The sequence below is a fragment of the Rhizobacter terrae genome (assembly GCF_003852895.1).
Lineage (GTDB): Bacteria > Pseudomonadota > Gammaproteobacteria > Burkholderiales > Burkholderiaceae_C > Albitalea > Albitalea terrae.
The window spans coordinates 292,224-314,884 of sequence record NZ_QUSW01000005.1 but is presented as its reverse complement, the minus strand read 5'-3'; the positions used below and the strand labels follow the sequence as shown (position 1 = coordinate 314,884).

Annotated in this window: 10 protein-coding genes; 4 read left to right on the top strand and 6 right to left on the bottom strand. The window is 67.8% G+C overall.

What is annotated here, in order from left to right; all coding sequences use genetic code 11:
* Nucleotides 1-11: 11 nt before the first annotated feature.
* The 5 genes from DZC73_RS18980 to DZC73_RS18960 form a co-directional block, all read right to left on the bottom strand.
* On the bottom strand, nucleotides 12-11,306 hold the full coding sequence (locus tag DZC73_RS18980) for a DUF4347 domain-containing protein (RefSeq protein WP_124541936.1): 11,295 nt from the start codon (nucleotides 11,304-11,306) through the stop codon (nucleotides 12-14).
* A gap of 13 nt (nucleotides 11,307-11,319) precedes the next feature.
* Complete coding sequence (locus DZC73_RS18975; protein ID WP_124541935.1) at nucleotides 11,320-12,156, bottom strand: sulfotransferase family protein; 837 nt, start codon at nucleotides 12,154-12,156, stop codon at nucleotides 11,320-11,322.
* Between the two features lie 61 nt (nucleotides 12,157-12,217).
* Nucleotides 12,218-12,763, bottom strand: a complete 546-nt coding sequence (locus DZC73_RS18970) for a phage tail protein (RefSeq protein WP_124541934.1) — start codon at nucleotides 12,761-12,763, stop codon at nucleotides 12,218-12,220.
* Between the two features lie 55 nt (nucleotides 12,764-12,818).
* The gene (locus tag DZC73_RS18965) at nucleotides 12,819-13,136 is read right to left on the bottom strand and encodes a hypothetical protein (protein ID WP_124541933.1); all 318 of its coding nucleotides are present in this window, start codon (nucleotides 13,134-13,136) and stop codon (nucleotides 12,819-12,821) included.
* Nucleotides 13,133-13,696: a GNAT family N-acetyltransferase gene (locus DZC73_RS18960; protein WP_235835196.1), complete on the bottom strand. Its 564-nt coding sequence runs from the start codon at nucleotides 13,694-13,696 to the stop codon at nucleotides 13,133-13,135. The genes DZC73_RS18965 and DZC73_RS18960 overlap by 4 nt, the downstream gene beginning before the upstream one ends.
* Before the next feature lie 260 nt (nucleotides 13,697-13,956).
* Between DZC73_RS18960 and DZC73_RS18955 the strand changes: the two genes are divergently transcribed.
* Nucleotides 13,957-16,020, top strand: a complete 2,064-nt coding sequence (locus tag DZC73_RS18955; RefSeq protein ID WP_124541932.1) for a neutral/alkaline ceramidase — start codon at nucleotides 13,957-13,959, stop codon at nucleotides 16,018-16,020.
* Nucleotides 16,021-16,047: 27 nt separating this feature from the next.
* Nucleotides 16,048-17,940 (top strand): cellulase family glycosylhydrolase, encoded by a 1,893-nt coding sequence (locus DZC73_RS18950; RefSeq protein WP_124541931.1) that lies wholly within the window; start codon nucleotides 16,048-16,050, stop codon nucleotides 17,938-17,940.
* An 81-nt stretch (nucleotides 17,941-18,021) separates the two neighbouring features.
* On the opposite strand, the gene DZC73_RS18945 is transcribed toward DZC73_RS18950, so the two are convergent.
* The gene (locus tag DZC73_RS18945) at nucleotides 18,022-21,264 is read right to left on the bottom strand and encodes a di-heme oxidoredictase family protein (protein WP_124541930.1); all 3,243 of its coding nucleotides are present in this window, start codon (nucleotides 21,262-21,264) and stop codon (nucleotides 18,022-18,024) included.
* A 333-nt stretch (nucleotides 21,265-21,597) separates the two neighbouring features.
* Here DZC73_RS18945 and DZC73_RS18940 point away from each other — a divergent pair, with 333 nt between their 5' ends.
* Both DZC73_RS18940 and DZC73_RS18935 read left to right on the top strand, forming a co-directional pair.
* Entirely contained in the window at nucleotides 21,598-21,900 is a 303-nt protein-coding gene (locus DZC73_RS18940) for a DUF962 domain-containing protein (protein ID WP_216629189.1), read from the top strand.
* A gap of 3 nt (nucleotides 21,901-21,903) precedes the next feature.
* On the top strand, nucleotides 21,904-22,656 hold the full coding sequence (locus tag DZC73_RS18935) for a sterol desaturase family protein (protein WP_124541928.1): 753 nt from the start codon (nucleotides 21,904-21,906) through the stop codon (nucleotides 22,654-22,656).
* The last annotated feature ends 5 nt before the right edge of the window (nucleotides 22,657-22,661 follow it).

Below are 22,661 nucleotides of genomic sequence, written 5' to 3'. Positions count from 1 at the left end.
TTGTGTGGGGGTCAGCCTTGCCGCGATGCAGCGTTCAGGTGCTGCACCAGGGCCGCGAGTTCGGCCTGCCGGGCAGCGCTGCCATGGCGTTCGAATTGCGCTGAGAGCGCGGGCCGGCCGGCTGGCGCGGCAGGACGCTCGGCCAGCAGGCGCTGCAGTTCGGCGAGGTCCGTGCCTTGGGCGGGCGGCAGCAGCGAGGTCTGCCCCTTGCCGGCCGCCTTGACCTCGATGGAGATGTGCGAGCTGGCGCGGTTGCCCTTGCTGTCGCGGGCGATCACCTCGATGTCCAGCTTCTGGTTCAGGCCCGCGGGCGGCTGGCCGCTGAGCGTGCCGGTCACCGGGTCGAACTTCAGCCACGCCGGCAGCGGCCGGCCGTTGGCCAGGCGGACCTCGACCGTCACCTCCTCGCCGCGCTCGCTGTGCGTGAAGGTGGACACCGGCAAGGCGATGTTGACGGGCTGGCCCGCGCGCACCGGGAAGGCACCGATCTCGGGAATCGCCTGAAGGCCCTGCCCGGTGCCAGCCCCGGTCTCGATGAAGCCCGTGCGGGCCTCGGCACGCGGGGTGATGGTCACGGCGTTCAACGCGAGCGCATCCGGCACCAGCGGCACGATGACGCTCGCCGGCCCGGTCGCCATCTGGCCGGCCGACACGCTGGTGGTGGGCCGGATGGTGGGCACGTCGATCTGGTTGACCGGCTCGGTCGGGTTGAAGGTGATCGGCGGTGTCCACGGAGCCGGTGACGGCGCGATGGGCGGCGTGGGTTCGGGCAGCGGGAACGGCCCGATCGGCGGCTGCGTGCCCACCGGGATCACCAGGTAGGCCGGGCTGTCAGCACCTGCAGCCAGCGCGTTGCCGGCCGTGTCGGCAATGCCGCTGCCAGCGGCATTGAGCCGCAGGTTGATGCGGCCCATGCCGGACAGGTGGCCCACCTCCACGCGGTAGGTCTTGGCGTCGATCTGCGTCACCACGTCCACGGAACCGTCGGCGCTGCCGGTCTTGAGCAGGGTGAAGTCGGCCACGTCGAGACCGGACACGGCTTCGGAGAAGTGCACCGTGTAGCTCACCGAACGGGCGGAGGTGGATGACGGGTCGTTGCGGTCGATGCTCGCGATCGTCGGGGCGATGGCATCGACCAGCACGGCCGTCGTCGATGCGACGCCGTTGAGCGTGGCCACCGCGTTGTTGCCGACCGCGTCACGCACCGTGCCGCCGTTGGTGTCGAGGCTGGCGCCCACGGTGATGCCCGTGGTGTCGAGTTCACCGGTGGCCACCGTGAGTCGGAAGACGAGCGCCGTGCTGCCCGAGCCTGAAACGTAGCTGGCGTAGGCCGTCCCACCCGTGTCCAGCGTCACCGCGATGCGTGGCGTGCCGCCGGTGCTGTCCACCGTCACCGCCTCGCTGAAGTTCACCGTGAAGTCCAGGTTCTGCCCCGCCACGTAGGTGCCGTTGGCCGGCACGCTCACGCTGCTGACGGTGGGCGCATCGCGGTCAACGCTGTAGACCGCGCCGTCCAGGCCACCGGTGATCGCATTGCCTGCCGTATCGACGATGCCGGTGCCGCTGGCGTTCAGATCCAGCCGCAGCGTGCCGGTGCCGCTCACGCTGTTGAGCGTCACGGTGTAGGTGTGCGCGTCAACCTGGGTGACCGAGGCGATGCTGCCCGCAGCGCCACCAGTGGCGACCAGCGTGAAGTCGCTCGCATCGACACCGCTGACGTCTTCGGAGAAAGTCACCGTGTAGCCCACCGACGCAGCATTCGTCGGTGTCGTGGCCGTGCGCACGATGGCCGATGGTGTCGGTGCGGTCGTGTCCACCAGCACACCAGCCGTGCTGCCCACGCCGCTGAGCGTGAGCGCCATCGTGTTGCCCGCGGTGTCGCGCAATGTGCCACCGTTGGTCTGCAAGCTGCCGATCGCGATGCCGTTCGTGTCGGTGTCACCCGCCAGCACCGTGTACTGGAAGACCAGCGCCGTACTGCCCGAGCCCGACACGTAGTTTGCGTAGGCCGTCGCACCGCCGATGTCCAGCGCCAGCCGCGGCGTGCCGCCGGTCGTGTTGACGACCACCGCCTCGCTCGCATTCACCGTGAAGGTCAGCAGGTCCCCTGCGTTGTAGTTGCCGCTGGACGGCACCGACACGCTGGCCACCGTCGGATCGATTGCATCCACCAGCACGCCGGTGGTCGATCCCACACCATTGAGCGTGGCCACCGCGTTGTTGCCCACCGCGTCACGCACGGTGCCGCCGTTGGTGTCGAGGCTTGCGCCCACTGCAATGCCTGTGCTGTCCAACTCGCCCGTGGCAACGGTCAGGCGGAACACCAGTGCAGATGTTCCAGAGCCCGACACGTAGCTGGCGTAGACCGTCCCGCCCGTGTCCAGCGTCACCGCGATGCGTGGCGTGCCACCGGTGCTGTCCACGGTGACTGCTTCGCTGAAGTTCACCGTGAAGTCCAGGTTCTGCCCGGCCACGTAGGTGCCGTTGGTCGGCACGCTCACGCTGCTGACGGTAGGCGCGTTGCGGTCGACGTTGTAGACCGCACCAGCCAGGCCGCCGGTGATCGCGTTGCCTGCCGTATCGACGATGCCCGTGCCGCTGGCGTTCAGGTCCAGCCGCAGCGTGCCTGTGCCGGTGATGCCGTTGACGGCGACGGTGTAGGTGTGTGCGTCGACCTGCGTGACCGATGCGATGCTGCCGGCAGCACCGCCCGTGGTGACCAGGCTGAAGTCGGTTGCATCGACGCCACTCACATCCTCGCTGAAGGTGACGGTGTAGCCCACCGATGCTGCGTTCGTCGGTGTCGTGGCGGTGCGCACGATCGCCGACGGTGTCGGCGCAGTCGTGTCCACCAGCACACCAGCCGTGCTGCCCACGCCGCTGAGCGTGAGCGCCATCGTGTTGCCTGCGGTGTCGCGCAAGGTTCCACCGTTGGTCTGCAAGCTGCTGATCGCGATGCCGTTCGTGTCCGTGTCGCCGGCCAGCACCGTGTACTGGAACACCAGCGCACTGCTGCCCGAGCCCGACACGTAATTCGCATAGGCCGTCGCACCGCCGATGTCCAGCACCAGCCGCGGCGTGCCGCCGGTCGTGTTGACGACCACCGCCTCGCTCGCGTTCACCGTGAAGGTCAGCACATCGCCCGCGTTGTAGTTGCCGCTGGACGGCACCGACACGCTCGCCACCGTCGGGTCGATCGCATCGACCAGCACGCTCGTGGTCGATCCCACACCATTGAGCGTGGCCACGGTGTTGTTGCCCACCGCGTCACGCACCGTGCCACCGTTGGTGTCAATGCCACTGCCCAACGTGATGCCCGTGGTGTCCAGTTCACCGGTCGCGACCGTGAGCCGGAAGACAAGCGCCGTGCTGCCGGAACCTGACAGGTAGTTCGCGTAGACCGTCCCGCCGGTGTCCAGCGTCACCGCGATGCGCGGCGTGCCGCCGGTGCTGTCCACTGTCACCGCTTCGCTGAAGTTCACCGTGAAGTCCAGGTTCTGCCCGGCCACGTAGGTGCCGTTGGTCGGCACGCTGACGCTGCCCACCGTGGGCACCACCCCATCGACCACGATGGCGCGCTGCCCGGCGATGGAGTTCACCCCGCCCGTCGCGGGCAGCGTGAGGATCGCATCGTTGCTGGTGACGTTGCGGATGGTCGCGCCGTTGAGCGCCAGCGCACCCGTGGACTGGTAGTCCAGGTCCGCACTCAGGTCGCCGGCCTGCACCGTGTAGCTGAAGCTCAGCGTGTTCGTGCCCGAGCCCGACACGTAGGTCGCGTTGCGGTCCACGCTGCCGGTCTCCAGCAGCAGCGTGGGCGTGCCGCCGGTGGTGTCCACCGTCACCGCCTGGTCGAAGGTGATGGTCGCGGTGATGGTGTCGCCCAGCTTGTAGCCGCCATCCGCGTTGGTCACGTTCACCGTGGTGACCACGGGGTTGATCGGATCCACCGTGATCGCGATCGTGTCGGTGTCGGTCTTCGCCCCGCCGGCACCGGTCAGCCCGAGGTCGTTGCTGGTGATCTGCAGATTGGCCGAGCCGTTGTAGCCGGCCGTCGGCGAGAAGCTCATGCCGTTCAGCGCCGTGTTGATGTTGCTGATCGTGCCGTCGAAGGTCATGGTGGCATCGCCCGTGCCGCTGCCCACCGAGAAGACCAGGCCCGTGGTACCCGACAAGGTCATCAGGCCGTTGGTGACCGTGAGGGTCACCCGCACCGTGCCGCCGCCGGCGTCCACGTCGCTGATGGACACCAGGTTGCCGTTGCCGGCATTGAAGAGCAGCGTCGCATCCTGGTTCACGTGCTGCGCGGCGGGCACGCTGTCGACCGGTGCATCGTTGGCGTTGGCCACGCTGACCGCCTGGGTCGATGCGCTGCTGGAGGCGATGCCGTCGTCGGCCGTGAAGCTGACCGTGCGCGTCGCGGTGTTGGGCGTGTCGGAGCTGTTGGTGTAGGTCACCGCCCGCAGCGCGGCCTGCCATTGCGCCAGAGTGGCCGAGGCGCCCGATGAGGTCAGTGTCAGCACCCCGGTGCCACTGGCGTAGCTGGCACTGATGTTCCCGTAGGTGGCGGCGCTCGTGTTGGTGAACGCCAGCACGTCCTGCCCGCTCTGGAAGTTGCCGGTGATGCTCACCGTCGCGCTGGACAGCGTGGTGTTGTCCGCATCGGTGACCGTGAGGCCGCCATCGATCGCCACCGGTGTGCTGGTGACGTTGGCACCTTCGACGAAGGCCGTCGTGCCGCCGGAAGCCGTGACCACCGGCGCATCGTTCACCGCCGCCACGGCGACGGTGGCCGACACCGAGAGGGAGGCGGTGTCCACGCCGCCGTTGGCGGTGCCGCCGCTGTCCTGGATGCTCGTGAGCGTGACGACGCGGCTGGCCGTGGACGGGTTGTCACTGGTGTCGCGATAGGTCAGGCCGTTGACCAGCGTCTGCGCCGTGGCCGTGCTGATGCCCGCGATCTTGGTGATGGTCACCGTGGCCGTCCCGGAGGACACGCTGACGGTGACCGACATGCCGTTGGTCACCGTGGTCGCCGAGTTGCCGTTGGTCAATGCCACGGAGCTGCCGTCGACGCCGAGGATCTCGGCGCTGCCGTCGGCGACGTTGGTCACCGTCAAGGTCATGGACGTGATGGTCTGGCCGGACTCGACCGTGCCGATGCTGGTGCCGCTGAACAGCGTCACGGCGCTGCCGTTCTCCGTAAAGGTGGGCGTGCCGCCGGTGGCGCTGAGCGTGGGCGCGTCGTTGATGGTGGTGACGGCCACCGAGACATCGGCATTGCTGCTGGTGCCGCCGGCGCCGTCGTTGACGGTGAAGCGAACGGTGCGCGTGGCCCCGCTCGGGTCGGTGGTGTTGCTGTTGCTGTAGGTGATGTCGCGCACCAGCGCCTGCACCGCCGCCGGCGTGGCGCTGCTGTTGAGCGTGACGACGAGGTCGTTGGTGCCGCTGCCGCCGGTGAAGCTGCCGATGGTCGTGCCGCCGTAGCTGACGTTGCTGCCCGACACGCCGATCTGCCCCGCGCCCGTGCCCTGGTTGACGATGCCCAGCACGTCCTCGCCCGCCACCCGGTTGGTGACGATCGCCACCGTCAGGTTGCCGCTGTTGAAGTTGAGGTTGTCGGTGTCGGCCACCGTGGCGTTGCCGCCGGCGTCCAGCGGCACCGCGCTGCCCCGTTCGGTGAAGGAGACGCTGTCGCCGTTGAGGTTGCCCACGGTCGGCGCGGCATTGAGCGCGCTCACCGTGATGCCGTTGCCGGTGAGGTCGGCCACCACGACGGCGGCATCGGCGCCGGCGGCCCAGTCTTCGGCCGCGGCCACGTTGTAGGTGGTGCCGCCCGTCGAACTCGTGCCGGGCTTGTTCAGCAGGAGATTGACCGCCGCCTTGTCGGTCGCGCTCAGGGTCAGCGTGAAGCTGGTGCCCGAGGCGACTTCCACATTGGCCGTGTCGGTCAGCGTGTAGGTGGCGCCGCCCTCGCCGGTCAGGGTGAACTTGTTGGCGACGACGTCGTTGGTGGCGCCGTTGAGCTTGAGCAGGCCCGTGCCGGTGACGACCAGCGTGCCGGTGCTGCCGTCGTAGGTGGCGCTGGTCACGGTGGGCACGGCGACGTTGCTCACGGTGATGCCGTTGCCGGTGAGGTCGGCCACCACGACGGCGGCATCTGCCCCCGCAGCCCAGTCTTCCGCGGCGGCCAGGTTGTAGGTCGTGCCGCTGGTGGAGCTCGTGCCGTTCTTGTTGGCGAGCAAGTTGATCGCCGCCTTGTCGGTGGCGCTCAGCGTGAGCGTGAAGCTCGTGCCCGAGGTGATCTCCACGTTGGCCGTGTCGGTCAGCGTGTAGGTGGCGCCACCTTCTGCCGTGAGGGTGAACTTGTTGGCGACGATGTCGTTGGTTGCACCGCCGAGCGACAGGAAGCCTGTGCCCGTCACCACCAGCGCGCCAGTGCTGGCGTTGTAGGTGGCACTGGTCACGGTAGGCACGGCGACGTTGCTCACGGTGATGCCGTTGCCGGTGGTGTCGGCCACCACGACCGCGGCATCCGCACCGGCGGACCAGTCTTCGGCGGCGGCCAGGTTGTAGGTCGTGCCACTGGTGGAACTCGTGCCGTTCTTGTTGGCGATCAGGTTGAATGCAGCCTTGTCCGTCGCGCTCAGCGTCAACGTGAAGCTGGTGGCCGAGGTGATCTCCACGTTGGCCGTGTCCGTCAGCGTGTACGTGGACCCGCCGTCACCGGTCAGCGTGAACTTGTTGGCCACGATGTCGTTGGTCGCGCCGCTGAGCTTGAGCAGCCCGGTGCCCGTCACCACCAGCGCACCGGTGCTCGCGTCGTAGGTGGCGCTGGTCACGGTGGGCACGGCCACGTTGCTCACCGTGATGCCATTGCCCGTGAGGTCGGCCACCACCACCGCCGCATCCGCGCCAGCCGCCCAGTCTTCGGCGGCCGCCAGGTTGTAGGTCGTGCCGCCGGTCGAACTCGTGCCGTTCTTGTTGGCGATCAGGTTGATCGCTGCCTTGTCCGTGGCGCTCAGCGTGAGCGTGAAGCTGGTGCCCGAGGTGACCTCCACATTCGCCGTGTCGGTCAGGGTGTAGGTCGACCCGCCTTCTGCCGTGAGGGTGAACTTGTTGGCGACGATGTCGTTCGTCGCGCCGTTCAAAGAGAGGAAGCCTGTGCCGGTGACCACCAGTGCACCGGTGCTCGCATCGTAGGTGGCACTGGTGATGGCAGGAACGGCGACGTTGCTCACCGTGATGCCGTTGCCGGTGAGGTCGGCCACCACGACGGCGGCATCCGCGCCGGCCGCCCAGTCTTCGGCCGCGGCCAGGTTGTAGGTCGTGCCGCTGGTGGAACTTGTGCCGTTCTTGTTGGCGAGCAAGTTGATCGCCGCCTTGTCGGTGGCGCTCAGCGTGAGCGTGAAACTCGTGCCCGAGGTGATCTCCACGTTGGCCGTGTCGGTCAGCGTGTACGTGGCGCCACCTTCCGCCGTGAGGGTGAACTTGTTGGCGACGATGTCGTTGGTCGCACCACTGCGCGACAGGAAGCCCGTGCCCGTCACCACCAGCGCGCCGGTGCCGGCGTTGTAGGTGGCGCTGGTCACCGTGGGCACTGCGACGTTGCTCACCGTGATGCCGTTGCCGGTGGTGTCGGCCACCACGACGGCCGCATCCGCACCGGCTGCCCAGTCTTCAGCCGCCGCCAGGTTGTAGGTCGTGCCGCCCGTCGAACTCGTGCCGTTCTTGTTGGCGATCAGGTTGATCGCCGCCTTGTCGGTCGCGCTCAGAGTCAGCGTGAAGCTGGTGGCCGAGGTGATCTCCACGTTGGCCGTGTCCGTCAACGTGTACGTGGACCCGCCGTCACCGGTCAGGGTGAACTTGTTGGCCACGATGTCGTTGGTCGCGCCACTGCGCGACAAGAAGCCCGTGCCCGTCACCACCAACGCGCCGGTGCTCGCGTCGTAGGTCGCGCTGGTCACCGTGGGCACCGCCACGTTGCTCACCGTGATGCCGTTGCCCGTGAGGTCGGCCACCACCACCGCGGCATCCGCACCCGCGGCCCAGTCTTCGGCCGCCGCCAGGTTGTACGTCGTGCCGCCCGTGGAAGAGGTGCCGTTCTTGTTGGCGATCAAGTTCAACGCCGCCTTGTCCGTCGCGCTCAGCGTGAGCGTGAAGCTCGTGCCCGAGGTGATGTCCACGTTGGACGTGTCGGTCAGCGTGTAGGTGGATCCGCCTTCCGCCGTGAGGGTGAACTTGTTGGCGACGATGTCGTTGGCCGACCCGGTCAGGAGGTGGAAGCCCGTGCCGGTGACCACCAGCGCGCCGCTGCTGGCATCGTAGGTGGCGCTGGTGATCGTGGGCACCGCCACGTTGCTGGCCGTGATGATGTTCAGGCCGTTGTCGGCCACGACCACCGCCGGATCTGCCCCCGCGGCCCAGTCTTCCGCGGCCGCCAGCACGTAGGTGCTGATGTCGGTGGAAAGCGTGCCGTTCTTGTTGATGATCAGGTCCACCGCCGCCTTGTCCGTGGCGCTCAGCGTCAGCGTGAAGCTCGTGCCTGAGGTGATCTCCACGTTGGCCGTGTCCGTCAGCGTGTACGTGCTCCCGCCGTCGCCGCTCAGCGTGAACTTGTTGGCCACGATGTCGTTGGTCGCGCCACTGCGCGACAGGAAGCCCGTGCCCGTCACCGCCAGCGCACCGGTGCTGGCGTTGTAGGTGGCGCTGGTGATGGCAGGAACGGGCACGTTCGACACCGTCACGCCGTTGGTGGTGTCGGCAGTGTTCGTGTTGCCGATGACGCTGTCCCAGTCATCGGCCGCCGACAGGTTGTAGGTGGTGCCGCTGGTCGACGAGGTGCCGTTCTTGTTGAGGATGGTCTCCACCGCTGCGCGATCGGTGGCATTGAGCGTCACCGAGAACGAGGTGGCGCTGGTGACCTCGACGTCGGAGCTGGTCAGCGTGTAGGTGCTGCCGCCTTCGCCGGTAAACGTGAGCTTGGAGACGCTGATGTCGTTGGTCGCGCCGACCGTGGCCACGAGGTTGGTGCCGGTGACGGTGAGCACGTGCGTGCTCTCGTTGTAGGTGGCCGAGGTGATGGTGGGTGACGAGACGCTGCTGACGGTGATGCCGTTGCCGGTGAGGTCGGCGCCGGCGCTGGCCGTGGAGTCCCAGTTGGCGGCCGCCGCGAGGTTGTAGGTCGTGCCTCCCACCGCCGAAGTACCGTTCAGGTTGAGCAGGCCGTTGATGGCCAGTTTGTCGGCCGCGCTGAGCGTGAGGGAGAACGCCGTGGCGCTGCTGGCGGTGGTGCTGCCCGAGGTCAGCGTGTAGGTGCTGCCGCCTTGTCCGGTGAAGGTCAGCTTGGTGCCGTCGATCGTGTCGCCGGTGGTCAAGCCCGAGCCGGTGACCGACAGCACGCCGGTGCTCGCGTCATACGTCGCACTGGTGATCGCTGCGGGGCTGTAGTTGGTAATGGTGCTGCCGCCTCCGGTGGTGGAGATGGTCGAGGTTGCAGTTCCCGAGGTTCCGTCGACTCCACCGGTCACTGCCTTTCCTGCAATGCCCGCTCCGGCGGCGTTGCCGGTAGACAGGCTGGTATTGGTGGTGCTGTCGATACGCACCGTGCCGCCTGCGTTCCAGATGGCGCCGACACCTGCTCCACCATCGCCGCCATTGCCGGTGCGGCCGTAGCCTGCCTGGTAGCTCGACACGCCGCCACCGCCGCCGCCGCCCGCACCCAGGTTGTTGGTGATGCTGGAGCCGGTGATGGTGAGCGTGCCCGTGTTGTAGATGCCACCGGCCGCCGAACCGCCTTTTCCGCCGGCAGCCGAGGAGCCAGACCCGCCGCCGCCGCCGCCGATGCTGGTGCTGCCATTGTTGGCGGTACCGCCGGCGCCGCCGGCGGTGTAGCCGGTGGTGTTGGCGCCGCTGCCGGTGTAGCTGCCGGCAGCTCCGCCACCGGTGCTGCCGCCGCGTCCGCCCATGAAGGAACTGCCGCCGGCGCCGCTGCCGCCGGTGATGCCGGAAGGTGCGGTGGCACCGAACGCGGCCCCCGGACTGGTGCCGGCTGTGCCGCCCAGGTGGGAGCCGAAGCCGCCGCCGCCGCCGCCGCCGCCGGCGTAGTTGCCACCGAAGTCGCCGCCGCCGCCACCACCACCGGAAGCCTTGTTGCCGGTGATGGTGCTGTTCGTGATGGTGAGCACGCCGGTGTTGGAGATGCCGGCCCCCAGGCTGTCGGATGCGCTGGAATTTTCGTTGGCGCCGTTGCCGACGATCAGGCCGTTGCTGATCGTCAGGTTGTCGATCGACACCGCAGACCCGGCGCCCGATGTAGCAACGCTGATCACGCGTGCCTGGTTGTTGCCACTCAGCGTGAATCCACCCCCGACGATGTTCATCGTGTGGCCGTCGGTCACGTTGATGGAGATGGTGTCGGCGGCCGACGCGAACGTGATGTTGCCGGTCACCGTGATGACGTCGTCGACGTTGTCGCTGTTGCCCGTCGCAATGGCGGACTTGAGGCCTGCCACTGTGTTGACGCTGATGGTGACCAGCAGATGGTCGTAGCCGGCCAGGCTCGCGGTGTCGAGCACGGGCGCGTAGTCGACCTGGCCAGTGGCGATCTCGAGATCCCAGTTGCCGCCGCGCGCTGCGGTGCCGGTGGCGTCGGCGGAGGCCTGCACCACGGCGCCGGTGGCGGAGGACAGTGCCTGCAAAAAGGCCTGCCCGGTGCTTCCGGCGCCCACGTCGCAGCCATAGAGCGAGATGTCGGCATCGGCCGCCAGCGCCTTGCCGATTTCCTGCAACTCGGTGGCGTAGCGGCCGATGTTGCCGGTGAAGAGCGGTGCATCGCCCAGCAGCAGCAGACCCTCGTCGCCATGCGACACGATGCTGAGCGAGGTGATGCCGTGCATCCCCGCCAATGCATCGGCCAATTGCCGCACGCCATCGCGTTGCGGGTCGAGCACGATGACCCGGGCGCCCGGATGCGCCGCGGCAACCACCTGCTGCAGGTCGGGCACGCGGCCGTCGACCACCAGCACTTCGGTGGGCGGATGGCTGCCGCTTGCCGGAACCGCCATGGACACCGATGCCACGGCCTCGGTGGACGCGGCCGGTGGATGCCACGCCGCCGGTGTGTCCGCATGAACGTCGGCAGCCTTGGGGGCGCTCAGGTGAACCGCGTCGACCACGGTCGCGAGGGCGGCTCCGTCGAACATCAGGCGCGGCTCCAGCGCCATGATGAGCGGCCTGGGCGGGCGTACATCGGCAGCAGACCTGGCCACCGTCGGCTTGCTGCGCTTGAACCAGGGCTGCTTCTTCATGTTGGACTCTTTCTCATCCGGGCTTGGCACGGATCACATGGGCTGCGCTTGCCTTGCCGTCTTGCCAGAACGACAGCGCGGCATATTGCTCGAACAGGTCGGGGGGCAGCACCGATCGGCGGGCTTGCGGCGCCACCTTGGGCCGCACCTTGTGCAGGCCGGCCACCCCGAGCGCCTCGTCGAACTCGGGTGCGTCGTACTGCACGTTGTCGAAGTCGTGCCCTTCGTACCACCGTTCGCCGACGAACTCGTAGATCAGGCGGAGCACGCGCTCGGGCGCTTGAGCCAGCAGGTCGTAGTCGACCAACAGCATCGAGGCGGCGTGCTCGCCGTAGTAGGCCTCCTTCAACGCCGACCATGCGAATCCGACCAGCCGGTTCCGCTGGGCCAGCGTGTCGACGCGGCTGTACACCGTGTTGCGCTCGATGTCGTCAGAGAACAGCTTGGTGTTCTCGAAGGGGTTGGCGCGGTACAGCCGCTCGATGCTGTCCATCACCCACGCGACGTTGCGCACGCAGGCGATCACCTTGGCCTCGGGAAACAGGTCGCGCAGCGCAGGCATGCGCGAGCACCAACCCCTGTTGGTGTCGAAGACCACCGGTTTGTCGCCGAACTCCGCGTAGTAGCTGTCGAACAAGCCGCGCAACAGTCTGCGCCGCTGCTCAGTGGTGATGACGGCACCGAATTCGCTACCGGCGCTGCATTGCGCGAGAACGGCGTTGCACAGCGCGCCGACCGGGCTGCTCATGCCGGCATGGAAACGGGGGTTTTGCCGCAGCAAGGCGGCCAGCAGGGTCGAGCCCGCACGAGGCAGGCCTGCGATGAAATGGAAGGTTTGATGCGCGGGCAAGGTTGTCGCTCACTGTAGTGCGGGCTTGCCATGCGCAGCCCGCACCATCTTTGCCGAATTGTCAGGGGCGGGAAGGGAAGATTCCCTCGGTCGCGATGATGAAGTTGGTGCCGATGTACGGATTGCGAATCGGCAGGGGCTGGCTGCCGCCAGCCACTCCGACCTGCGTGGGGGCCAGCTGCACGGGGCTGTTCAGCGCGGTGGACCAGATGCTCGCGGCGCCTGCGCTGCCCGTCACGGATGCCCCCAGCACGTTGTTGGTGGCCGATGGCGTGACCGCCGGCTCGGTGGGCGTGCCCGCTACTGTCACGAGATGCGTGTGCATCGGCATCTGCGTGCTCAGGATGGTCGTGTTCTCGGTGCCTGACACCTCGCCCTGGACGATGGGCGTGAGGCCGGGCCCCGAGCCCATGCCCACCGGCGAGCGGCCGCGCAGGTCGGGCAGCCCGAAGGTGGAGACGCCGTTGCCGCCGTACATCGTGCCCAGCAGCGAGAACAGCGCCGTGCTGGAAGCAATGGACAGGATGCTGCCGTCGCAGAACGCGTAGCCGCGTGGCGCGAAGTTGAATCCGACCATCTTCATTTCACCGAGGAAAGGATCACTCATGTCGTCTATCTCCCTGGGTTGGTACTGCCGTGGAACGAGCGCCTGAGGCGCGGATTCAGGCCGTGGCCTGAGGATTCAGCATGTGGATGACCGTGTGCATGCGCTGCCGCGTGTCGTCGGGGTGGGGCGCGCCCGGCGTCAGCAGCAGCATCGGCCACAGCTCGTCGCCGGCACGCACGTCGCAGCTCACTTGCGGCAGGCTCACGCCCGCCGGCAGCGCGAATTCGGCGTGGTAGCAGCAGTAGCGGTGGTTCATGGCCACCCCGGCGTCGGCCGCCGTCAGCTCCACCGGCAGTTCGCCCTGCCATGGACCCCGCAACTGGTAGGTCTGGCCGATGTCCGCCTGCAGCCGGGCGAGGCTTGGAATGCTCATGCAATGCACCCTTCCGATGAGACGACCGTGAACGCCTCGGGCTCGCGGCGCATGCGGGCGTAGACGCCGTTGTCCTTCGCCACGTCGAAGCCGAAGCGGCGGTACAGGCGCAGCGCCGGGTTGTCCGGCTCGACGTGCAGCTCGATGGCCAGCCCGCGTTCATCGGCGCGCTGCACGAGCAGGTGCATCAGCGCCGAGCCGATGCCCCGGCCGCGTTCGGCAGGCAGCAGCGAGACGTCGATCAGCGAAGCGGTGTCGTCTCGCTCGCGCCAGTACAGGCGGCCGATCGGCTGAGCACCGCGCGACAGCAGCAGGAAATCGGCACCGGCGTGATGCGCCTGGTAGTAGTGATGCTGGAGCTCGAACTGGCCGTCCAGGAATTGCCGGCATTGCGCTTCGGTCCAGCCGGTGGCGGCCATCTCGGCCGCGCGCGTCGAGGCATACAGGCCCTGCAGGAACTCAAGGTCCCCCGGGACCATGGGTCGCGCCATGACGCCTTTGAGGGCATCGTGGGCGAACGACGCCATCGCCATGCCCCACCAGTTTCCTGGCCGTGCCATCGACGCTCCCTGTTCCTGCTTCGCAGTGTTGAGCGCGATGGTAAAGAGAAGTACAGGGTCTGCGCGTCCGGTCGATCCCTCAGTCGGGTCTTTGGTTGACTTGTGTTCATGGGCATTGCTTCGGTCTCCGGATCAGGGAAAGTTCCAGTACAAGAGTAGTCATCACTATCCAATAGTCATGACTATCGTTGCACCCGCAACAGCGCCTGCTGCCGGCGCATGACCTGGCGGCCATTCCCTCACCTCACCGGAGATGCCCCATGGTCCGCCGCCTGTTGCGCCGCTGTTCCCTGCTTGCCGCCCTGTCCATCGCCGCCGCGAATGCCCATGCGGGCGAGTACCTCATCGGCTCAGGCGTCTATGACATCACTGGCCCAGTGGCCGAGACCGGCATGTTCGGCTACGCCGCGCAGCAGACCGCCGACGGGCTACACATGCGGCTGCGCGCGCGGGCCTTCATCGTGCAGGACCCGTCATCGGGCCGGCGCATCGTCTACGTGAACACCGACCTGGGCGCGATGTTCCAGTCGGTCAAGCTGGAAGTCGTGAAGCGCCTGCAGGCCAGGTACGGCGCCGTCTACGGCCACGAGAACGTGATGCTGGCCGCCACGCACACGCACTCGGGCAACGCGGGGCTGTCGCATTACGCGCTGTACCAACTGGCCTCGGCCGACAACTCGCTGTTCGGCTACAGCTCGCAGGCCTTCAACGCAGTGGTGAACGGCATCGTCGCGTCCATCGACCGGGCCCACCAGAACCTCGCGCCGGGCTCCATCGACCTGAGCTCGGGCGAGCTCGCGACAGCCACGCGCAACCGCTCGCTGCCGGGCTACCTGGCCAATGTTGACGCCGGCCACTATGCGCAGGACACCGACAAGACCATGCTGCAGCTGCGGTTCCGAAAGGACAACGGGCGCGAGGTCGGCTTGCTGAACTGGTACGCCATCCACCCCACGGCGCTGAGCATGAAGCAGACCAAGATCAGCTCCGACAGCAAGGGCTATGCGGAGCTGTTCTTCGAGCGCGCCAAGGGCGCGGACTACAGTGCGTCCGAGACCTTCGTGGCCGCCTTCTCCAACAGCAACGAGGGCGACGTGGTGTCGTCGCATGGCAATGCGTATTCGGCCCCCGGCTACCAGGGCAGCGCGGACGAGTACGCCAACGTGGAGGTGGACGGCAGCCGGCAACTGCAGATGGCGCAAACGCTCTACCAGCAAGCGGGCCAGCGCCTGTCCGGCCGCCTGGACTACCGGCACCAATGGACCGGCATGAGCGGCTTCGTCGTGCGGCCGGAGTTCAGCAAGAACGCTGCCGCGGTGACGCTGTGTACGCCATCGCGCGGCTATGCCTTCGCGGCAGGCGGCGAGAACGGGCCGAGCAACATCCCCGGCATCAGCGAGGGCATGACGCACGACAACACCAACATCGGCACGGCCTTCCAGGCCTTCCTCAACGGCTCGCCCACGGCCGGTGCGGTGCTGTTCGCCTTCGGCGTGCTCGCCCTGCCCTTCGACGACCCGTGCCAATGGCCCAAGCCCAACCTGCTGGCCACCGGTGCACTCGACTGGGTGCCCAAGGTGCTGCCGCACCAGGTCTTCGTGATCGGGCCGCTGGCCATCGTCGGGCTGCCGTACGAAGCCACGACCATGAGCGGCCGGCGCATCCGCGCGCAGGTGATGAAGCAGCTTGCCGGCAGCGGCGTCACCACGGTCGTCATCGCCGGGCTGGCCAACAGCTACTCCGGCTACCTCACCACGCCGGAGGAGTTCGCGACGCAGCAGTACGAAGGCGCGTCCACCGAGTTCGGCCCCTTCGCCGAGCCGGCGGTGGAGCAGGTCGTGAGCGATCTCTCATCGGCACTCGCGCAGGGCCGCGGCGTCGCCGACACCGGCACGCCGCCGGACAAGTCAAAGCAGCCGTTCCTCGAGCGGCCGGGTGTGGTGTTCGACGACAAGCCGCTGTTCCAGCAGTTCGGGCAGGTGCTGGTGCAGCCTGCGGCTTCCTATGCACGCGGCGGCAAGGTGGTCGCGACCTTCCGCGGCGCCCATCCGAAGAACAACCTGCGCACGCAGGACACCTTCCTCAAGGTCGAGCGATGGAACGGTTCGTCATGGCAGGCGGTGGCCAACGACTGGGACTTCGAGACCACCTACACCTGGCGGCGGGAGAGCGTCGCGTACTCGCAGGTGGACGTGGAATGGCGCATCCCCGCCGATGCAGCCACGGGCACCTACCGGCTGCGGCAGTTCGGTGACTGGAAGAGCGGCTGGACGGGCGCGGTCTCGCCGTACAGCGGCACCACACGGTCCTTCGAAGTCCGCTGACGCGCTGCACCGCGCAAGGAGATCGCCATGACGACGCTCTGCGCCCGCGCGGCGCTGCTGGCCGGGCTCGCGCTCGCCTCTTCATCGCTGTGGGCGCAGTGCACGGCGGCCCCCGCCGTGCCGGGCCTGGCGGCACCGCTGCACGTCGAGGGCCCGTACTTCCGGGACGCGCAGAACCGCGTCGTGCTCTTGCGCGGCATGAACGTCGCGGGCACCGGCAAGGTCCCGCCCTTCACGCTGCTCACGGATGCCTCGCAGGTCGCGCAGCTCAAGCGCTGGGGCGTGAACCTCATGCGCCTCACCTTCAACTGGGAGGCCTATGAAGCGACGCGCTGCCAGTACGACAGTGGCTACCTCAGCAAGGTCGAGACCATCGTCGACTGGGCGCAGGCGGCAGGCATTCACGTGCTGGTGGACTTTCATCAGGACACCTACTCGCGCTTTGCCAACCACGGCTGCGGCGAAGGTTTCCCGCAGTGGGCCGTGGCCTCCAGCGTCACCCGCTACGCGCCGGACAACAGCGCCAGCTGCCAGTTCCTGATCCCCGGCTGGTGGGGCGTGAGCGCGGCGCTGGACCCGGTCTTCCACGCGACGTGGCATGCCTTCTACGCGGATGAAGAGGGCATCAAGTCGCGCTACGTCGACATGGTGGCCTCGGTGGCACAGGCGATGTCGCGCCATGCCAACGTGATCGGCTACGACCTGATGAACGAGCCCTGGGGTTATGAGAACGAGATCGTCGACGTGTACGACCGGGCCTCCGCGGCGATTCGCGCCAGGCATCCCGGCGCCATCCTGTTCTACGAACCCACCGCCGACGCGTCGGTGGTGCGCGCGCCGCAATGGGTGGATGCTGGTGGCCAGGCCCATCGCCACGACAACACGGTGTGGGCGCCGCACTACTACGAGTTCTCCGCGAACGTGCTGAAGAACTGGTCGGGCGCCTCGGCCGACGGCACGCTGGCGGACCAGGTCTCGCAGGCCGCGAAAAACGGCTCGGCCCACTTCCTCGGCGAGATGGGCGAGTGGGCAGACACGGCCCACGTGAACGGCTACATGGAGTCGCTCTACGACACCATGGATGCGCGCTTCATCTCCGGCGCGCAATGGGGCTACACGCCGCTGTGGACGTCCGCGAAGCGCGACGGCTGGAACGCCGAGGACTTCAGCGTGGTGGCCAGCGGCCAGCTGCGCTCGCAGCTTTACCACCCGCGCTTCTTTCCGAGAGCCACCGCGGGTACGCCCGTGGCCTTCCGCACCTCGGGCACCTGGTTCTCCTACCGCTGGACGCACGACCCACGCAGCGGCAGCACCGAGGTCTTCATCCCGGCAGGCTACGCCTTGGCGCAGACGGTGGTCAGCGTGTCGCCGGCGTCGATGTCATGTCGCATCGAGAGCAGCGCCGACCAGCAGATCCTTCGCTGCAGCGGACCGGACGCAGGCCCGAGCGCCGTCGACTTCTCGCTGAAGCAGCCGCTGGTCGATGGCGTCACCTACCGCCTCACCAACCTGCACACCGGCCTGGTGGCCGACGTGGCGAACTGGTCGATCAAGGATGGCGACCCGGTGCATCAATGGGAGTACGTCGGCGGCAGCAACCAGCAATGGCGCGCGGTCGACAAGGGGCAAGGGCGATGGAGCTTCGTGTCCGTCAACAGCGGCCTGTGCCTGGGCGTGAAGGGCGATCCGGCCGGAAGAGGCCAGGGCATCGTGCAGATGGCCTGCAGCGATTCACATCCGAGCGAGCGCATGCGGCTGGTTCATCTGGGCGGCAATGGCTTCAACCTCGTCTTCGACCCAAGCGGCGCCTGCCTGGACGACAACAACTGGAGCAAGGGCAATGGCTCGTGGCTGGAGAAATGGACCTGCGGGAGCCCGGCACAGGCGAACCAGACCTGGGTGATCCAGGTGGTGCAGTGAAAGACAAGGAGCCGCCGATGGACTCGCATCCATCGGCGGCTCCTGGTCGGATGGAGTGAGGGCCCTGCCCTCACCCACCGGTCACAACGACTGCAGGAACGCCAGCAGTGCCTGACGGTCCGCCGTCGCGAGGTTGGAGAAGCGCTGGCGCGCCTTGTCCGCCTCGCCGCCGTGCCACATGATGGCCTCGGTCAGCGTGCGCGCGCGGCCGTCATGCAGGAAGCCCGCCTTGCCCGCCGTGCCGATCACGCGGTCGGTGTAGCCGATGCCCCACAGCGGCGCGGTGCGCCACTGGCTGCCGGCGGCGAGGCCTTCGGCGAAGTTGTCGGCAAGGCCCGCGCCCATGTCGTGCAGCAGCAGATCGGTGTACGGCTTGATGGTCTGGTTGCGCACTTCGGCCAGCGCATGGCCGGCGCCGGTCTTCATCTCCGCGGTGTGGCAGGCCACGCAGCGGATGTTCTGGAAGACCTTCGCACCTGCGGCCACCTGCGCCGGATCGACCGCCAGCTCGGGCAGCGGCGACACGCCCTTGGGGAAGCCGCTGGGCAGGCTGCGCTGCGCCGGCACCGCGAGCAGGCCGAGGTAGCGCGTGATCGACTGCAGGTCGGCGTCGGAGATGCCCGGCTCGGCCTTGCCGGCCGCGCAGTTGGCGGAGCCCGCCAGGCAGTCACGGCTCGGGTACACCGGCGAGGTGACCGACATGTCCTGCAGCAGCGCCGCTGCGGCTTGATGGCGCAGGCTGGCCTTGCCGGCCTTCCAGCCGAAGCGGCCGAGACGGGTCAGCCCCGTCTCCGGATCGAACACGAAGTTCGCCTGGCCCTTCACGCCGTCCTCGTCCGCCGCGGCACGCACGCGCGCCAGGATGTCGGCCTCGGGCACCGCTTCGAGCAGGCCCACGCCGATCATCGGCTGCGCCGAGCGCAGCGACACCAGCTCAGGCACCGGGCCATCGAAGCCCAGCTTGGGCTTGCGAAGCTCCACCGCCGTGCCGTCGGCCAGCTTGACGGACTGCGTCTCGAAGCCCGCGACGCGCACCGAGTTGCCCCAGTCCGCCGGCGTTCCGCTGGGCGAGCGCGCATTCATCTGCACCGCCATGCCGTAGCGCGGATGCGGCACCACCTGCCCGCTCGCGTCATGCACCGCCGTGCGCACCGACATCGTGTCCAGGCGCTGGTTCACCGCCACCGGCGCCGGGCTGCGCCCGTTGTTCACGTGGCAGCCGATGCAGGCGGACTGGTTGTAGCGCGTGCCCTGCAGGCCCACTTCCGCCACGTTGCGATCGTTGCCCGGCTCGTTGTGGTCACCGGTCGTGAAGTTGGTGTGGATCAGGCGACGGCCTTCGACGAAGCGCTGCACGTTCTGCATGCCCACGTGGTTGTGCGGCTGCTGGAAGATGAAGAGCGCGTTGTCGGTGTAGTTGTACGACACCGAGCCCTGCCCGCCAGACAGCGTGTCCTCAGGCAGCGGCACCGAGTTCAGGCGCGGCTGCACCCCGTACCAGGGCTTGAGTCCTGCGCCCACCACGTAGATCCACTCCTGCGAGTAGTAGCGGATGCCGCCGTTGTCGCCCTTGGCGGCCATCGCCTCCTTGGTGGAGAAGAAGGACGGCGAGACCTCGATCACGTCGCCCACCACCAGCGGACGCGCCGGCACGTCCTTGCCGTTCGGGAAGCCATCCGCGCCGATGTCGCCATGGCCCGGGTAGTCCTTGATCAGCAGCGTGCAGCCGTTGTTGATGCCGTTGGCGCTGGCCAGTTTGCCGTTGGCGGGATAGGCCACCGGCTTGCAGATGGTGAGGCTGCGGTCCACCAGTTCGCCGGGGTTCATCCAGCCGTAGCCCGTCACACCGACGCGGTCGAAGGCGCGGAAGAAGGCAACGCCGCCCGGCAGGAAGTCCACCTGGTTGTACTGGTTCACCGTGAGCGTCGGCTTGGTCACGCCGGGCACGCGGCTGTTGTCGATGATCTCGAAGCCCCAGGTGCGGTTCTTGAAGTACTGCGGCACGAAGGTGAGGTAGTTGCCCGGGCCCTTGTCCACCGGCAGGCCGGTGACCGGGTCCACCGTTTCATTGGGGCCGTAGCCGATCTCGTTCCAGTCTTCGCCGCGCTCGCGGCCGTGGCGCGCGAGACCACGCGCACCGAAGCGCGTGACGAGCGTGCCGTCGGCCAGCGTGAACTGCAGCGTCTCCAGCGGTTCGGCCTGCGTGGGCAGCGGCGCGAGGCCGTTGCCGCTGGCAGGGAACTTCACCGGCGATGTGGCCAGCACCGGCATGGTGTTGTCGCTGCCCGGGGTCTTGAACTCGACCTCGAAGAGCGAGTAGCCGTACTGCGTGGCACGCGCCACACCCTGCAGGCGGATGAAGCGGGCGTTGGCATTGAGGTTGAAGAATTCCTCGGTGCCGCCCTTGCCGCTGGTCACGTAGCGCAGCTGCGACCACGCCTTGCCATCGTCGGAGACCTGCAGCGCGTACTCCTTGCCGTAGGCGTTCTCCCAGGTCAGCTTCATGTAGCCGACCTGCGTCCTGGTGCCGAAGTCGAACTGGATCCATGCGCCGTCTTCGAAGCTGCTGGCCCAGCGGGTGGCCGCGTTGCCGTCGATGGCCATCGCGGCGGTGGCGCCCTGGTTCTCAAGCGCCGAGGACGTGGCCGCGACGGGCTTGATGCTCACGCCCGGCTTGCTCGTGTCCACCGGCGGCGTGGGGGTGGGCGTCGGCGTTGGAGCAGGTGTCGGCGTGGGCGTCGGATCAGGCGTGGGCGCCGGCGGAACCGGCGTGCCGGAGAAGGCCTGGATCTCGAAGATCGAGTAGCCGTACTGGCTTGACCGCTTCACGCCCTGCATGCGCAGGTAGCGGCCCTGGCCGTTCAGGCCGGTCCAGTCTTCCAGGTCGCCCAGGCTGTTGTCCACGGTCTTGATCGTGGTCCAGTTCGAGCCGTCGTCGGACACCTGCAGCAGGTACTTGGTAGCGTGCGCGCGTTCCCAATCGATGCGCACGCGGCTGATGTTCACCGTCTTGCCGTAGTCCAGCGTGATGGACTGGTCGTCGCTGAAGGCGCTGCTCCAGCGGGTGTTGTTGTCATGGTCGATGGCGGCGGAGGCCGACAGGTCGGCACGTTCCGATCCGGTGGCGGTGACGGTCACCGGCGTGAGCGCGGTCTCGCTGCCAGCCGCAGCGGCCATCGCATGCGCGCTGGGCTGCTCGGACGCAGCGGCCGCCGTGTCGGGCGACGCCTTCTCACCGCCGCCGCAGGCGGCCAGCAGCACCGACAAGGCCAGAGGCAAGGCAGCGCGTGCGTGCCACCCGACCTGGGGAGGTCTGAACTTCATGGTGAAAACTCCTCTGTTGTTTCTGGATCCGAGAGCGGCGCGTGACAGGTCCATGACAGCCGGCCTGCGTGACATGTTTCACGCTCGGAACGCAAGATTGATACCGGTTCCAAAATCGCAGCGCATGCACCGTCGCACGGTGCGCAGTGCAAGCATCTGCTGCTGCGCAGCATCAATCCGAAGCGGATGGATACAAGCCTGACGCTCGTCGGCCCGGCCGCCGACTGTTTTTTGTCAGGCTTCTTGACGAATCAGGGCCAATCGTCGCCGGATGGTCAGGACGCACGGGGCTGGCAGACTCCGCGCCGCGCTTGCCCCTACACTGCCTGCCGCATGGGTCCGTTCAAGAGCTTCGACGAGTTTTATGCGCTGTACATGCAGCACCACCGCAACGTGTGGAACCGCCGGGTGCATCTGCTCGGGTGGCTGCTCGGTGTGGGTGTCGGGCTGCTCGCGCTGGTGACCGGCCGCTACCTGCTCATCCTGCTCGCACCGCTGCCGGCCCTTGGCGCCATCTGGCTCGGGCATTGGGTGCTGGAACCGACGAACGCCATCGAGTTCAAGCACCCTCTGCTCACCGCGCTGGCGAACCTGCGCATGTTCGGGCAGATGCTCACCGGCAAGCTGCCTTTCTGAGCCATGGTCTCGCTGCTGCTCCACCCGATCGACACCTTCACCTTCCTGCTCGCCGCATGGATGCAGGCGCCCTGGCCGCTGGCGCTGCTCGCCGCGGTGGGCGTGCACCTGTCGATGTACCTGGTGGGCGGCAGCATCGCCTGGACCTTCAACCAGCACTTCTGGCCCAGCCTTGGCGTGGGCCGCAACCTCGACCCGAACCCGCCGCGGCCGGGCCAGGTGCGCATGGAGATCCGCCACGGCATGGTGGCCTGCCTCATCCTCGCGGTGATGACACTGAGCTACCGCAGCCTGTCGGACGGCATCTGGCCGCGCAGCGTGTGGACCGCCGCCTGGCAGCTCGCGGCCTTCGTGTTCTACAACGCGGTGTACTCCTACGGCACGCACCGCCTGCTGCACACGCGCTGGCTCATCCGCGCGCACGGCGTGCACCACCGCTCGGTGCGCGTCACGCCATTCACGAGCTACAGCGTGCATCCGCTGGAGGGACTCGTCATCGCCTGCACCATCCCGAGCTTCATGCTCATCGTGCCGCTGGGCGTGGGCTCGGCCTTCCTGCTGCACGGCTTCGGGCTGGCCTACACCGCCTACATCCACAGCAACTACGACCTGCTGCCCCAGCTGCCCGAGGGGCATTGGTTCAAGCGGCTGATCGATCATCCGATCCACCATCGTTTCCACCATACCCTGGGCAACGTGAACTTCGGGTTCACCGGACGGTGGCTGGACCGGCTCTTCGGAACGCACAAGCTGTGATGCGT